This is a genomic window from Flindersiella endophytica (genome assembly GCF_054779015.1).
In genome coordinates this window covers 144,586-158,372 of record NZ_BAAGYY010000020.1, presented here as the reverse complement: position 1 = coordinate 158,372, position 13,787 = coordinate 144,586, and the positions used below count along the sequence as shown (strand labels likewise).

The 13,787-nt window shown below is 68.8% G+C and carries 14 protein-coding genes; 3 read left to right on the top strand and 11 right to left on the bottom strand.

Going from position 1 to position 13,787, the window contains the following annotated elements:
• Position 1: 1 nt before the first annotated feature.
• Both ACYVF6_RS23770 and ACYVF6_RS23765 read right to left on the bottom strand, forming a co-directional pair.
• Positions 2–826: a glycoside hydrolase family 16 protein gene (locus ACYVF6_RS23770; protein ID WP_460524701.1), complete on the bottom strand. Its 825-nt coding sequence runs from the start codon at positions 824–826 to the stop codon at positions 2–4.
• Positions 827–843: 17 nt separating this feature from the next.
• Positions 844–1,719, bottom strand: coding sequence for a glycoside hydrolase family 16 protein (locus tag ACYVF6_RS23765; protein WP_460524700.1), 876 nt, complete (start codon positions 1,717–1,719; stop codon positions 844–846).
• Positions 1,720–1,846: 127 nt separating this feature from the next.
• Between ACYVF6_RS23765 and ACYVF6_RS23760 the strand changes: the two genes are divergently transcribed.
• The gene (locus ACYVF6_RS23760) at positions 1,847–2,587 is read left to right on the top strand and encodes a creatininase family protein (RefSeq protein ID WP_460524699.1); all 741 of its coding nucleotides are present in this window, start codon (positions 1,847–1,849) and stop codon (positions 2,585–2,587) included.
• Position 2,588: 1 nt separating this feature from the next.
• On the opposite strand, the gene ACYVF6_RS23755 is transcribed toward ACYVF6_RS23760, so the two are convergent.
• The 6 genes from ACYVF6_RS23755 to ACYVF6_RS23730 all read right to left on the bottom strand — a co-directional run bounded on the left by ACYVF6_RS23755 (position 2,589) and on the right by ACYVF6_RS23730 (position 7,941).
• On the bottom strand, positions 2,589–3,389 hold the full coding sequence (locus tag ACYVF6_RS23755; protein ID WP_460524698.1) for a hypothetical protein: 801 nt from the start codon (positions 3,387–3,389) through the stop codon (positions 2,589–2,591).
• A gap of 71 nt (positions 3,390–3,460) precedes the next feature.
• Positions 3,461–4,216, bottom strand: coding sequence for an amidohydrolase family protein (locus ACYVF6_RS23750; protein ID WP_460524697.1), 756 nt, complete (start codon positions 4,214–4,216; stop codon positions 3,461–3,463).
• Complete coding sequence (locus ACYVF6_RS23745; protein ID WP_460524696.1) at positions 4,213–5,091, bottom strand: amidohydrolase family protein; 879 nt, start codon at positions 5,089–5,091, stop codon at positions 4,213–4,215. The genes ACYVF6_RS23750 and ACYVF6_RS23745 overlap by 4 nt, the downstream gene beginning before the upstream one ends.
• Positions 5,088–6,203, bottom strand: a complete 1,116-nt coding sequence (locus tag ACYVF6_RS23740) for a mandelate racemase/muconate lactonizing enzyme family protein (RefSeq protein WP_460524695.1) — start codon at positions 6,201–6,203, stop codon at positions 5,088–5,090. Before ACYVF6_RS23740 ends, ACYVF6_RS23745 begins: the two co-directional genes overlap by 4 nt.
• Positions 6,200–6,961 carry an amidohydrolase family protein gene (locus tag ACYVF6_RS23735; RefSeq protein ID WP_460524694.1) on the bottom strand — a complete coding sequence of 254 codons (762 nt, stop codon included), beginning with the start codon at positions 6,959–6,961 and terminating at the stop codon, positions 6,200–6,202. The genes ACYVF6_RS23740 and ACYVF6_RS23735 overlap by 4 nt, the downstream gene beginning before the upstream one ends.
• Positions 6,958–7,941, bottom strand: coding sequence for a Gfo/Idh/MocA family protein (locus ACYVF6_RS23730; protein WP_460524693.1), 984 nt, complete (start codon positions 7,939–7,941; stop codon positions 6,958–6,960). The genes ACYVF6_RS23735 and ACYVF6_RS23730 overlap by 4 nt, the downstream gene beginning before the upstream one ends.
• A 155-nt stretch (positions 7,942–8,096) precedes the next feature.
• Here ACYVF6_RS23730 and ACYVF6_RS23725 point away from each other — a divergent pair, with 155 nt between their 5' ends.
• Both ACYVF6_RS23725 and ACYVF6_RS23720 read left to right on the top strand, forming a co-directional pair.
• Entirely contained in the window at positions 8,097–8,747 is a 651-nt protein-coding gene (locus ACYVF6_RS23725; protein WP_460524692.1) for a hypothetical protein, read from the top strand.
• The gene (locus tag ACYVF6_RS23720) at positions 8,744–9,127 is read left to right on the top strand and encodes a GntR family transcriptional regulator (RefSeq protein WP_460524691.1); all 384 of its coding nucleotides are present in this window, start codon (positions 8,744–8,746) and stop codon (positions 9,125–9,127) included. Before ACYVF6_RS23725 ends, ACYVF6_RS23720 begins: the two co-directional genes overlap by 4 nt.
• Here ACYVF6_RS23720 and ACYVF6_RS23715 read toward each other — a convergent pair.
• The 3 genes from ACYVF6_RS23715 to ACYVF6_RS23705 are packed head-to-tail and all read right to left on the bottom strand — an operon-like array spanning position 9,103 to position 13,749.
• Entirely contained in the window at positions 9,103–10,065 is a 963-nt protein-coding gene (locus ACYVF6_RS23715; protein ID WP_460524690.1) for a dihydrodipicolinate synthase family protein, read from the bottom strand. The genes ACYVF6_RS23720 and ACYVF6_RS23715 overlap by 25 nt on opposite strands.
• Positions 10,066–10,088: 23 nt before the next feature.
• Positions 10,089–12,359 carry a hypothetical protein gene (locus ACYVF6_RS23710; RefSeq protein WP_460524689.1) on the bottom strand — a complete coding sequence of 757 codons (2,271 nt, stop codon included), beginning with the start codon at positions 12,357–12,359 and terminating at the stop codon, positions 10,089–10,091.
• Positions 12,343–13,749, bottom strand: a complete 1,407-nt coding sequence (locus ACYVF6_RS23705; RefSeq protein ID WP_460524688.1) for a hypothetical protein — start codon at positions 13,747–13,749, stop codon at positions 12,343–12,345. Before ACYVF6_RS23705 ends, ACYVF6_RS23710 begins: the two co-directional genes overlap by 17 nt.
• Positions 13,750–13,787 lie beyond the last annotated feature (38 nt).

Here is a 13,787-nt window from a genome sequence, read left to right as displayed (position 1 = left end):
CTCAGCCGTTGTTCGTACGACCCACGTAGATGTTGCGTGCCCGGTAGTACGTGTCGCTGGTCGGTCCCGGCGAGCCGGACGAGCCTTCCATCTGCAGGTTGATGATGATGTAGAACGGCGCGTTGACGAAGTTGGCGCCACGGTGCTGGCCGACCCAGGTGCCGTCGAGGTAGTAGTGGATGTCGACGTCCGTCGCGTTCACCTTCGTGATCCAGGCCCGGTATCCGTGCCAGGCCGCGGGATTCGACACCGTGACGATCGTGCTCGACCACTGGCCGCTGGCGTTCTTGTAGGTGTTGAACCAGTTGCGGTTGTCGCCCTTGTACTCCAGGATGTCGCTCTCCGGCGGCCAGCTGTTGACGCCGGTCAGCCAGAACGCCGGCCACGTACCGCGGGCCGACGGCGCCTGGAACTCGCCCTTGACCTCCCAGTTGGGGTACTGGTCGTTGACCAGCACGTGCTGCTTGGCGTGGATCGCGCCGGAGTGGTAGTGGATCGGCAGGTGCGGGTCGGACGAGCTGGTGCCCTCGTCCCAGGTGATGCGGGTGGCCTTGAGGACCAGCACGCCACCGGACTCGAGGTAGATGTGGTTGTGGTCGGTCGAGCTGCCATACATCCGGGCCGAGCCGTTGTGGTCGGAACCCCAGGGATACAAGTAGTTCCAGGTCGACTGGAGCGCGCTGTAGCTGGCGAAGGTGTTGGTGTCGATGACGGTCTCCCACGCCTGCGCGGTGTAGTCGGCGAACGCCGGGCGCTGAACGCCCAGGGCCGCGCCCGCGATGCCGGTACCACCCACGAGCAGGAACTTCCTTCGGTTGAACGCCACTGCGATTCCTCCTTCAGTTACTCCTGATGGTCGTAGACGCGGACGTACTCGACGTCGAACGAGTTCGGGAACGGCGTGGTGGCGTCCGGTGGGCCGCCGCGATCGGCGTTCATCCAGACGCCGCTGTTGAGCACGACGTACATCGCCTTGTCCGGAACGTAGTCCCCGGTGAACTCGCCGGTTGGCCTGCCGTCGATCAGGAAGACGGCACGGCCGGGCTCCCACAGCAGCGCGTAGGTGTGCCAGCCGGTCGTGGGCGCTTGGTCGTAGGTCCACTGGCCGTTCCACTGGACGTCCGGCCAGGAACCGGAAGCGATGCCCTGGAACATGCCTTCGTTGCCGCCGAACCACTCGGCGATGTCGAACTCCGGCGGCCAGGTGCGGTCCTGCGGCACCAGCCAGAACGCGGGCCAGAGTCCCTTGCCCGCTGGGTATCTCGCGCAGATCTCCCAGTAGCCGTAGGTGTGGAAGAACTTGTCGTGGGAGGACAGGAAGCCCTCCGTGTAGGCGTACGTGCCCGGCGGGTCGGTGCCGACGACCGGCTCGTCGTCGGTGATCAGGTGGAGCTTTCCGTTGCGTAGAACGACGTTCTCGTCGACGGCGTAGCTGCCGTACGACGAGTTGTGGTAGTGGCCACCCTGCCTGCCGGGGAAGTCCATCACGGTGTTCCAGTTGCGGCGGTCGAGCCGCGGCGAGCCGAACTCGTCGTTCCAGATCAGTTCCCAGCCGCGACCCGGCGGCTTGGAGTGGGCGCATGAGGCGCCGGCAGCATCGGCGGCTCCTGCGGCTTCGGACGCTGCGGCGGGAGAGACGGGTGCGGGTGCGGCGGCGAGCACTGCCGCGCCGAGAACCGGCGCCAGCAGAAGAGTGAAGAAAGAACGTCGAGACGGCATGCGGAACTCCACGGGCAGTGCCTGTTCCCGGGACGGGAAACTGCTTTCCCTGCATTAAGGGCTCGCACCGGATGTCTGTCAAGGTCGTTCGACTCGGTTGGCCGTCGTTTGGTGGGAAGATGGGGAAATGACCACGCTGAGATGGCAGGAACTGGACCGGGAAACCCTTCGAGAGCTGCTGCCGGAGGCGCTCGTGGTGTTGCCGATCGGCGCGACCGAGCAGCACGGTCCGCATCTGGCCACCGGCACCGACGCGTTGCTGGCCGGAACCGTCGCCGAGCGCGCGATCGCACGAATGGCCGACTCACCGCGCCCGCTGATCCTCGCCCCGACGATCCCGGTCGGCGCGTCCGACCACCATCTGCCGTTCAGCGGGACGCTCTCGCTGCGCGTGGAAACTCTGCTCGACCTCCTGCTCGACCTCGCCCGTTCGGTCGCAGCCTGCGGTGGTCAACGGATGGTGATCGTCAACGGCCACGGCGGAAACCGCGGCGTCTGCTCGGCCGCCGCCGCTGCGGCCTCGACGCGCCACGACATCGCGGTCGCCTACCTCGACTACTGGTCGTTGATCCGGGGCACCGATGCCGCCGCCGACGACGTCAACGTGCCCGGTCACGCCGGCGAGTTCGAGACCTCCCTCGTGATGGCAGTCGATCCAGCACTGGTCAAGGACCGCACCGAACGCGACATCGTGCCGGCCCAGCCCGCGGTCGACTCGGTGGAGATCGCCGTCCAGTCCGCCTGGACCGTCATCCAGGGCTTCACCGACGACCCCGCCCGCGCGACGGCCGTGCAGGGGCAAGCCTGGCTCGACCATCTGAGCGTGGAGCTGTCCACCCGCCTGGTCCAGCTCGCCAAAACGCTCTAGCTCACTGCCGGTTGGCCTCGATCAGCTTCGACGAGCGCACCGGCTTGAACAGCACGATCCAGCTCACCACGGCGATCGGTACGAGCGTGAGGGCGATCCACATCCCGGCGCCGTCGGCGACGTCGGTCCGGACGAGCGTGACCCAGCCGACTCCTGTGACGAGTGCCTGGCTGATGCCCGTCGCCACCCGGGCGCTGCGGATCCGTAGCGCTGCGTCGACCACGCTGTCGTCGACTGCCGGGCCGCGGATCACGCTGAGCCACACCGCACAGCCGCCCGCGGCGACTGCTGCCAGGAAGCCGGCCAGCAGCAGCCACTCCGGCAGCGCGTCGGCGTTGGGCCCGCCGAACCCCCTGTCGATCAGGTTCACCGTTATCCCGGCGAGCGTGACCACGGTGACGAAACCGTACAGAACAAGGGCGAGTCGTGGCACCACGTCCGAGACGCCCCGGCGGAGCAGCACTGCCGAACGGCGGCCACGCAGTGCGGGACGAAGAACCGCGGCCAGCTCGCCGATCAGCACGCTGAGGAGGACAGTGCAGAGCAGGAGGACGAACGGGTCGCGGTAGAGCAGGAGAAAGACGGGAACGGCGATCACAGCGAACTGCGCCAGCTGCAGGCGCTCCTGTCGTTTGAAATACCCGGCGGCCAGCTCGCCCTGCTCGGCGGTGGGTCTTCTGACGCCCCAGCGACGCAGCACCGCGATGCAGCGCACCGGTTCCGGGTGCAGGTTGACCAGCACTGCCACGGCCACCGACAAGGCAACCGTCGTGGCGAGGAAGTCCGCCAAATCCTTCGACATCACGATCCCCCAACCGTTTGTATCAAACAGTTGGCACAATGATGCACGAACGCCCGCCTGGGCGCAAGCGGTCAGCTCCAGCTGGATGGTGCGTGGCTGCCGAGCAGGGTCAACAGGTTGCCGCCGAGGACGCCGGACCGCTGGTCCGAACTGATCGTCGACCAGTCGAGGATGCGTTTGAGCTCGGCCTTCGGCACGGTGTACGGCGCGTCGGTGGAGAAGACGCACCGGTCGGTGCCGATCTCCGGGTCGCCGGCGAACTCGCTCAGCACGGTGTCCCACGGTGCGTACGAGGTGTCGGCGAAGAGGTTCGGCGCGTGCCGCAGTGCCGGAGCCGCGTCGATCCAGAAGTCGGTCGCGCCGCTCCTGCCCATCAGGAAACGTACGTCGGGGAAGCGCCGTGCCAGGCTGGCCACCGGCAGCGGAACGGCGGAAGGCGGCGTGCCCGTCCGGATGTAGACGAGCCAGCCGACCTCCCGCGCGTACGCCAGCAGGGGGTCGACCAGGCCGTCGAGCACGTCGAAACCCTGCAGCACCGGATCGACGGCCAGCGCCACCGCCCCACCGTCGAAAGCCCGGCGCAACTCCTCGACAGGAGACGGCTGCCACGGGTTGGCGACGGCGTACGCGGCCAGCCGCCCGTCCGAAGCGGCAACGACCGCGGCCAGCCCACGGTTCGCCTCGCGGTTGGACCACGCGATGCCCGCCTCGTCCGGCGCGACCAGCGCCCCGGAGATGCCGAGCTCGGCCATCGTCGTCAGCAGGGCATCGGCCGACAGGTCGACCTCGCGGCCCTTGCCCACTCGCACGTGCGCGTCCAGGATCACTTCAGCACTCCCGTCAGTCCCAGCGCACCAAGCGCGTCGGCGTTGATGATCTGCTCGATGTGCTCCTCCGGCACCCGGGGGAGCCTGGTGCCTTCCACGATGTCGTTCACGGCGCGCAGGCCCGCCATCGCCTCAGCGGACGTCGCGATCGGATAGTCGGAGCCGAACAGCAGCTTCCGCGGTACGTTCCACTCGCTGGCGAACGTCAGCGCCTCCCAGCACAGCCACGGCCGCAGGTAGATCGACGAGATGTCGGCGTAGACGTGCGGATGCTTGCGGACCACGGCGATCGTCTCGCGGACGAACGGATGCCCCAGGTGCGCCATCACGATCCGCAGCTCCGGGAAGTCGAGCGCCAGGTCGTCCATCGCCAGGGGGTACGTGTAACGCAACGGTGCTTCGCGAATCGGCGACGTGCCCTGATGGAACACGATCGGCAGCCCGGCCCGCTGGCAGTAGGCGTAGAGCTCCCGCGCCTGTTCGCACAGCGGGTCGAAGTTCTGGTAGTTGGGCCCGAGCTTGATGCCCACCAGCCCGAGCTCGCGACAGCGCTCCACCTCGTCGAAAACGTCGGCCTGCAACGGGTTCACCGACATGAAGCCGATCCGCCGGCCGGGCGCGTCGGCGACGAACTCGGCGGTCGCGTCGTTGGTGCGTTCGGGCCGATACGGCAGACCCGTCGCGTGCAAGGGATCGTCGACCGCGATGTTGAACACGATCGTCACGTCGGCGGCCGACTGCTGCGAGTCGTAGTCGGCCCAGGAGTTGGTGGTCACCACCGGCCGGTCGGAGCGCCAGTTGTCGTACGACAGCCGCTCATCGTCCGGCACCGCCTCGCGGTGCGTGGGCGTGTGGTTGTGTACGTCGACGATCAACGAAACCTCCGGATGATGTCGGGCCGAAGCTCGACGCCGAGCCCGGATCCCTTGGGCAGCTGAACTTTCCGCCCGTCACTCGGCAGCGGCTCGAGCAGGATGTCCTCGGCGTAGTAGTGCGCGCCGATGATGTCGGACGGAAACGCGGTCGTGAGGCCGGGCAGCGCTGCCGCCACGTGCACCTGGGCAGCCGCGCCGACGCCGAGCTCGCCGTTGGAGCCGATCAGCGAGCGCAGTCCGAACGCGTTGGCCACCACGCCCTGTTCGACGGCCCGGCCGGGCCCGCCCGCCTTGCCGACGTAGACGCTCACGACGTCGGCGGCTCCCGCGCGGATCACCCGGCGCAGGTCGGCAAGTCCGAACACCGACTCGTCGGCCACGATCGGGAAGCCCGCCGAACGCAGCTCCGCCATGCCTTCCAGGTCGTCGGCGGCGACCGGTTGCTCGACGAACGCGATGTCGTGGCCGGCCAGCCCCGCGATCGCCCGCCGGGCTTCGGTACGGCTCCAGCCGCAGTTGGCGTCCACGCCGAGGAAACCGTGCGGCCCGACCAGCGCGCGGGCCTGCGCGACCCTGGCCAGGTCGCCGTCGACGCCGAGTCCGACCTTGACCTTGAACGCCTGGAATCCGGCATCGGACGCGGCGGCGTGCACGCGTTCGAGGTAGGCGCCGTCGCCGGACAGCGACAGCTTGATGGGGATCTCGGTACGCAACGGTCCGCCGAGCGCCTCCGCGAGTGACACGTCGAGGCTCCTGGCGTAGGCGTCCCACAGCGCGATCGCCACGCCGGCCTTGGTGAACGGGTTGCCCGCCAGCACGTTGTCCATTGCCTGCTCGAGCGTGGCCACCGGCGTGAGCGGCCGGCCGACCAAGACAGGGGAGAGCACCTGGCGGATGAGGTGCTGCGCCGTCACACCGTCCTCGCCACTCCACAGCGGTGTCGCGCTCACCTCGCCGACGCCCTCGATGCCGTCGTCGGTGACCACCCGCACCAGGCAGAAGTCGGAATGGGAGTGCGCGCCCTTCGAGCCCTGGACGACCAGGTCGGTACGGGCCGGCAGGCTGATCAGCGCGGTGTGGACGGCGGCGACCTTCGGCGTCCTCGTGCTCATGCGGTCGAGCCAAGCAGGGCGCGCGGGTTGGCGTCAAGCATTGCTTTGCGCTGGTCCGCGGTGATGCCCCAGCCGTCGATCTCCTCGATCCGCGCGACGGCATAGTGTTGCGCCGCCTGGTCGGACAGCCCTGCATCGGTGCCGAACAACACCTTGCCGGCCGGCGCCTCGGCGAGGATCCGGCGGGCGGCGTACGGCGGCGTGCCGCAGATGCAGAGATAGAGATTCGGCGTCTCCTGTACGGCGACCAGCGCCTCCCGCCAGCAGTCGTGCAGGCCACCATGGCCGAGCACGACGGGCAGCCGCGGGTGCCGGCGGGCGAGCGCCGCGATCTGCAGCGGTGTGGAGTAGGGCGGCGTGCCGTCGTGGCTGAGCAGGATGCCGCCGGCAGCGGTCACGACGTCGCAGATCGGGTCGAGCGAGCGTTCGTGCATGGAGAAGCCCTGCAGCCAAGGGTGCAGCTTGAGCCCGCGCATGCCGAGCTCGCCAAAGCAGCGTTCGGTCTCGGCGACCGCGGTCGCCTGCCGCGGGCTCACTGTGCCGAACGCGTACATCCGGTCGGGAAACTCGCCGACGAACGCGGCCACCTCGTCGTTGGCCTCCGGCGTCGGGTTGAACAGGCCGTCGTGGCTCAGCACGACCGCGACGTCGATGCCCGCGGAGTCCATGAACGCGGCGAACTCCGCCGCGCCGAACGCGGCGCCGGCGAGCCAGGTCGCGCTCTTCCAGGCTGGGGTGTGGGTGTGGAAGTCGATCACGAACGATCCTCCTGCGCGGCGATTCGTACGACACGTTCGCTGAGTTCGAGGGCGGCGAGCGCTTCGGGCAAGCCTGGCACGGCCCGGTCCGTCTCGCCTCGGATCAGGGCGACGAACCGGTCGAGCTGGCGGTCGAAGCACCTGCTGGTCCGGTCGGCGGGCTGGTCGAAGACCTCGACGCCGTCGTTGGTGTGCGAGGTCAGCCGGAACGTGAAGCCGTCCAGCACGGCGTAGCCCTTCTGCGCAAGGAAGCTGAGCTCGCAACGTGGCAGCTGGTCGGTGAGCCAGCCGAACTCGCAGAGCGCGGTGGTGCCGCCGGCGTAGGCCAGCCGAGCGCCGATCAGGTTCGTCCGGCCCTCGGTTGACATGGCCCAGGCGTCGGCGACCGTCGCGGGCGCGTCGTCGAGCAGGAACGCCAGCCAGTCGAAGAGGTGCGAGCCCTCGTGCATGACGGGCGGGCCGTGCTCGAGCGTCCGGCGGATCCGCTCGGCATGCCCGGGGTGGGCGGGATCGAGCCGCTCGTCGTAGATGTGCGCGCGGATGAGCAGCGGACCGTCAAGTGGGCCTTGCCGGATCCAGCCGCGCAGCCTGGCAAGCGCCGGATCGTGCCGGTACGTCAGACCGGCCTGCAGCCGGGTGGTGTCGGCCTGGGAGAGTGCGGTGAGTGGCGCCGCGGCAGCCACGGAGGTGGCGATCGGCTTCTCGGCGAGGACGAAGTGCCCTTGGCGTAACAGGGCGGCCGCCAGCTCGGTGGTGACCCACGGCGGTGTCGCCAGCACGAATCCGTCAACCGGCCCGGGCAGATCGTCGATACTGGGAAAGGTGGGCACGTCCACCCGCTCGCGGCGTTCCGCCAGCGGATCGACAGCGGCTACGAGCTCGGCGACAGGGGAGCGGAGCAGGGCAGGCAGGTGTGCCGTCACTCCGATGTCGCCGAGCCCGACCAGCGCCAGCCGGACCGGCGGACGTCCGTCACCCACTGGCGCCTGCCTCTGGTATTTCGAATATGTATCCGTTAATTCGAACAAAGCGTAGCTTCGCCGGGCGTCTGGCTTCAACCCCCTGGGTAGGACTGGACAGGCGGTAATCTTTGTGTCAAGGTATTGATACAAACTGTTCTCTGGGGGGAGTAACGATGCCAAACCTTGGCCCAACCGAGCTGATCCTCGGCGGCTTCGTCCTGCTGGTCCTCGCCGCGATCGTCCTGACCGTAGGGCGCGCGCTGAGCCCGTCGACCGAACGATGCTCGAAGATCCTGCGCCGCTGGGGCGTGGAGAAGCCCAGCGGTGAGCAGGCCGACTTGCTCGCCGGCTTGCTGGTCATCGAGCTGGGTGCGATCGTGCGCCCAGCGTTCAACGGCAGGCGGTCAGCCGTGCTGGTCCGGCGCGGCGTCACAGACCTGCTGCCGCGTTACGCGATCGTCTCCTACGGCCTGGTCACGGTGACGGGACTCGCGTCGGTCGTCGTCAACCTGCTGACGCCGAACCGCTCGTGGGCGCTCCCGGTCGGCTATCTGGTGCTCGTCGCGGCCGCCGGAGCGATCGTGTGGGCGTGCCTGTTCCGAGCCCCGTTGTTCGACGACGCTGTGCTCGACGCCGCGCTGCGTGTACGCTCGGCCAGGGTCTCGACCGGCGTCAGCCTGCTGCTCCTGTCGTTCCTGTCGATGGGTGTGTTGCTCGTCTACGTTCCCTGGTCGGCGCCCGCCTTGATCCTGATCGGCTTGATCAACTGGATCGGTCTGCTCAATCCCTTGGGGAAGCAACGTTTGGTGGAAGCGAGTAAGTGACACAAGCAACTCCGAGGATCGTCGTCGACACCGGTAACGGCGTGCCGCCGTGGCGGCAGGTGCGCGACCAGATCACCGCGTTCGTCGAGCACGGGAAGCTGCCGATCGGCGCCCGGTTGCCGACGATCCGCCAGCTGGCCGGCGACCTCGGGCTGGCGCCCGGCACGGTGGCGCGGGCCTACAAGGAGCTCGAGGCCGACGGCATCCTGCGCACGGCCCGCCGGCACGGCACGGTGGTCGCGGCCGCGCCGAAGGGAGCGCAAGACCCGTTGCGCAAGGCCGCGCAGGACTACGTCGACACCGCCCAGGCCATGGGCGTCGACGCCCGCGAGGCGACCGCGATGGTGCAGCGGCTCTACGAGCTGAGCGAGGGCAGGTAGTCCGCGAACTCCTCGAGGAAGCGATCGACCATCGCGACCTCTTCGGCGTCGAGGGTGTGGGCGGGCGCGCGGCAGTAGGCGCTGTCGAACAGGCCACGGCGTACCGACACCAGCTTCTCGGCGGCGACGATCAGCTCGCTGTGCAGCATCCAGTAGGAGATGTACGGCAGCAGCCTGGTGTGCAGCTCCACAGCCGCTTCGGTCTTGCCGGCCTCGAACAGCCGCCACAGCTCGACGTAGATCTCGGTGAACGAGCAACCCGGCTGCACGCCGATCGACCCACGGCGGACCGCATCGGGCAGCTGTACGCCGGCGTAGCCGACCATCGCGGGCAGCGGCGGGTCCTGTGCTCGCAGCGCGCCGATGAGCGCGCCCGGCGGTGTCGACTCGACCTTGACCAGGGCGAGGTTCGGATGCGAACGGGCGATCTCGGCGATCGAGACCGCGTCGAGGCTGGTGCCGGTCTGGTTCGGCGCGTACTGCAGGACGACCGGTGTCGGCGCGACGGCAGCCAGCACCGCCTTCACATGCGCGCGGACGGCCGCCGCCGGCGGGCCGAGGAAGTGCGGCGGCAGCAGGTTGATCAGGTCCGCGCCCTCGGCGACCAGCCGCACCGAACGGTCGACCGCGAGCTTGGTCGAGTGGTCCTGCACGGCCATCACGGCGGCCGCGTCCGTACGCGATCTGGTGTAGTCGAGCAGGATGGAGGTCAGCCGCCCGCGCTCGTCCTCCGACAGCTTGTGGTACTCCGAGGCGAAGCCCGGGAACATCACGCTGGTCACACCGGCGCCGAAGACGTACGACACCACGCGGCCGAACCCGGCGTAGTCGACCTCGCCCTCGTCGGTGAACGGCACCTCGAGCACGGGCGTGACACCGCGCACCAAGCCTGCTTGACCCGAGTCGCGCTCGGCCGAAGCCGAGTCGGATACAGCCACGTACGCCTCCTGAGGGTTGTCCATCATGTATAGCGCTGCCCGTTCACGATCAGCGCGCGCAGGCCGGGCACCGGCGGCCGGTGCACGACGACCCGCGGTGCCTCACGCCGCCACTGCCCGTCGTAGGTGACGAGGAGCTCGTCGCCGCTGCGCCGGAACCGCAACGACACCGGGCCGTACAACGTCGGCATCCGCTCGAAGTACGTATCCTCCGTATCGCTCAGCCAGGCGAGTGGGCACAGCCGGAGCAGGTGCAGCTCGCCCTCGGCCAGCGAGTCGTCGATCACCGCGTGCCGCAGCAGCCAGGTGATCAGCCCGGTCGCGCAGAGGTTGCCGTACATGCCGTGCCGGTGCTCCGACGCGATGTAGGTCTGGTCGGAGATGCCGCCGGTCAGCAGGCCGTACATCCCTTCCAGGTAACGCGATCGGTCGCCCAGCTGCCAGCTGTGGAAGATGTTCCAGCTGTAGCACTGCTCGCCGGACGACTGCTCGTGGATCAGCACGGGCCGGTCGATCGGGTTCGGTCGCAGGCCGTACAGCCGCGTGTTCGGGCCCACCCGGAAGAACTCCACGGCCGAACGCATCAACGGGTCCGCCGCGTCCATCAGGCCGGTGTAGACCAGGAACATCGCGCCGGCGTCGAGCAGCACCAGATCGCCGAACGGATGCGCCTTGGCCGGCTCGACGAGGTTCGCCTGCGGCACCGGGTGGCGCACGCCGGACGGGTCGGTCCAGCGCGGCGCTTCGGCCGCCCGCGCCCGGTAAGCCTCGACCGTCCGCTGCTTGAACATCTCGGCGAACTCCGCGAACTCCCCGGCCCGTGGATGCCCGAGCCTGTGCAGCAACCGCACCGACGAGCGCAGGCCGAGGTAGCACCAGCCCTGGTTCCAGACCGACACCACCTCGAGCAGCTCGTCGGTGGCGACGGCCGGCGGCAGCAGGCCCGGCACCCCGTCGTGCCCGGTGGTCGCGCATGCGTCCTTGATGAAGTCGCAGGCCCGCACGATCGGCTCGATCCAGTGCGCGATGAAGTCCTCGTCGTCGGTCAGCAGCGCGTGGTACGCGAGCTGGTGGAGCACCGCGCCGTGGTCGCACATCCAGTCGAACGACGTCAGCGTCTTCGGCGTCGAAAGGTAGCCCGGATGCTTCTCGTACGCCTGCCCCGGCGGTTTGACCGAGCCCTGGTTGGCGTGGAAGATCTCGGAGTGCCGGGCCACGACGTCGTGGTAGCCGAACAGGTCGAGAAACATGTGGCTGACCATCGACGTCGGCGTCGCCCACAGGCAGTCGTAGCCGTAGGAGCCGGTGAGGAACGACACCTCGCCGTTCTCCGGGTTGGTCTCGGCGACAACCTCGGCGAACTGCAGCGAGCGCTGGAGCATCTCGTCGACGTACGGCTCGGGTACGTGCACGCGCGCCGCGGTCTCCGGCGAAGCCGACCAGTACGGCTCGGTCTCCGCCAGCGCGCCTTCCCAGCCCAGGTCGAGCTCGGCCTGGAAGTCCTGCGTGGCTTGGGGAGTCATCGCCAGCAGCAGGTCGACGTGCGCGCCCTCGCGGACGGGCAGCTCGACTCGCAGGTTGGACGTGCCCTCGAGGGCGCCGTCGGCCAGGGAGAGCTCGGTGCCCTCACCCGGCTGCGCGGCGAGCCGGACGCCCGCCGCACCCTCGGAGATCAGCCGGTCCTGACCGACCGCTCGCATCGTCAGCCCGCCAGGGACGGCGGCGTGCTCCGGTTCCGCGCGCAACGTGACGCCGTCGTCGAGACGGTACGGAACCCAGTCCTTCACCCACACCTTCGACAGGCCGACGCCGAACGCGAACCGGTCAGGGGCGCGCACCTCGTCGACATGGACGACGGACAGGCGAAGCCAGGCGTACAAGGGCTCCACGCCCGTCCGCACGACCGGCGCGCCGGGCACATGGGCGAAGATCTCCTGGCGCATCACGAGCCCGGCCTGCGACGGCCACTCCGTCCACAGCACCGGCGTCCGCAGGTCCTGCCGCCAGCCCTGGATGCCGAAGCCCTGGTCCAGCTTGTAGAGCGGCGTCGGGTCCCGGGGGAGTGGCGGCTGGTCACCGTCGTCGTACATCGCGAACGTCAGCTGGAAATCCTTGCCGCGAAACGGCTCCGCGTGCGGCCGCTTCATCAGGCTCGGGCACGGCTCGGCGATCACGATGCCGTTGTAGACCACGTTGAACCGGAACTGGTGGTCCTTCCAGCCGATCGGCGTCCAGACGTTGCGCTGCTTGGGCCACCAGGACAGCGCGGTGCGGACGTCAGGCTCCGGCTGCACGGTGATACTCGCGCGCGACGGCTTCGAACGAACGGCGTGGCCGGTCGGGCACCACGATCTCGTTCGACGGCACCAGCACGCCGTTGGAGCTGGTGAGGGTCCACGCGTCCGTGCTCTCGAAGCCCGGGTTCTCCACGGTGAAGCCGATCGTCTCGACATGGTCGAAGCCGACGTCGACCGGGAAGTCGTCGCCAGTGCCCTCCACCAGCCGGAACGCCAGCTTGGCCTCGGTCTTGCCGCGCAGGTGCTCGGTCAGGTCGATCGGGCCGTGCAGCGTCGAGCACTGCTGCCACAACGCGAACGTCTGGTTGGTGACGTCCTCGTGCCAGACCACCACGTCGTCGATCAGCGCCTGCTTGAGGTGCTTTCCGCTCCGCGGTCCGTTGCCGAGCCGCCCGCTGTAGTAAACGCTGTGCCAGAACGAGATCTCGTGTCGTGGCGCGTCCGGGTCGACGCGGACGACCTGCGAGGCCTCCGCGTACCAACCCTCGTCGGTGCGGCGCGGCGGCACCAGGAAGCTCAGCCGGCCGTCGCCGTACATCGCCTTGTTGATCGAGCTGATCGTGGGCGCGTCGTCGAGCTGCAGGCCGTACGCCGTGACGCCGGCGATCCGGCCGTCGGCCGCGTACTCCAGCCCGGTCCGCACGACGGCCGCGGAGTACTCCGGCGTCGGCTCGTTCCACGCGTCGAGGAAGCGGCCGGTGTAGACCAGCAGCACCAGGCCGAGGTTCCACGGCTCGATCGCCTTGCGGATCTCGTCGAGGTTGGGGCCCGTGCTCTCCGACACGACCGTGTTGATGTTGTGGCCGTCGAGGAACGGATAGAGCACGAGGTCGAGGTAGGGCCCGTACTTCGCCATGAACTCCTGGCTGGTCGCGGCATGGAAGTACGTGCAGAGGTAGAACGCCAGGTCCGGGTTGATCCGCTGGGAGATCTCGCGCATCTCCGCTACGTAGTCGGTCGTGAACGTCTCCTGGTTGAACTCGAAGTCGTCGATGCCCCAGGCCTTGACGTTCGGGTGCTCGACAGAGAGTTCGGCGCAGGCGCGGGCCCAGGCGAGGTAGTCCATGACGTACGGATAGGAGGCGCGGCCGCCCTGGCGGGAGGTCTCGGTCGGCGGCACGAGGTAGATCCAGATGTCGATGCCCGCTGCCGCCGCCGCGGGCGCGAACTCCTGCCGCAGGTCGTCCCAGTCGGTCGGCGAGTCCCAGATGCCGTAGATGTAGGTGTTCGCGCCGAGTTCGGTCAGTTTGGCGATCATCGCGGGCGTGTCGATGTGACGGTAGCCGTCGGCCCTGGGCTCGGTCTCGCGCAGGGTGGCGCCCACGGTGTTGCCGCCGCACTGGGAGGCCCGGATGCCACCGGGCGGAACGATCTGCTCGTACGTCATCGGGCTCTTGACTCCAGAGGTCGGCTGTGCTTATCTCT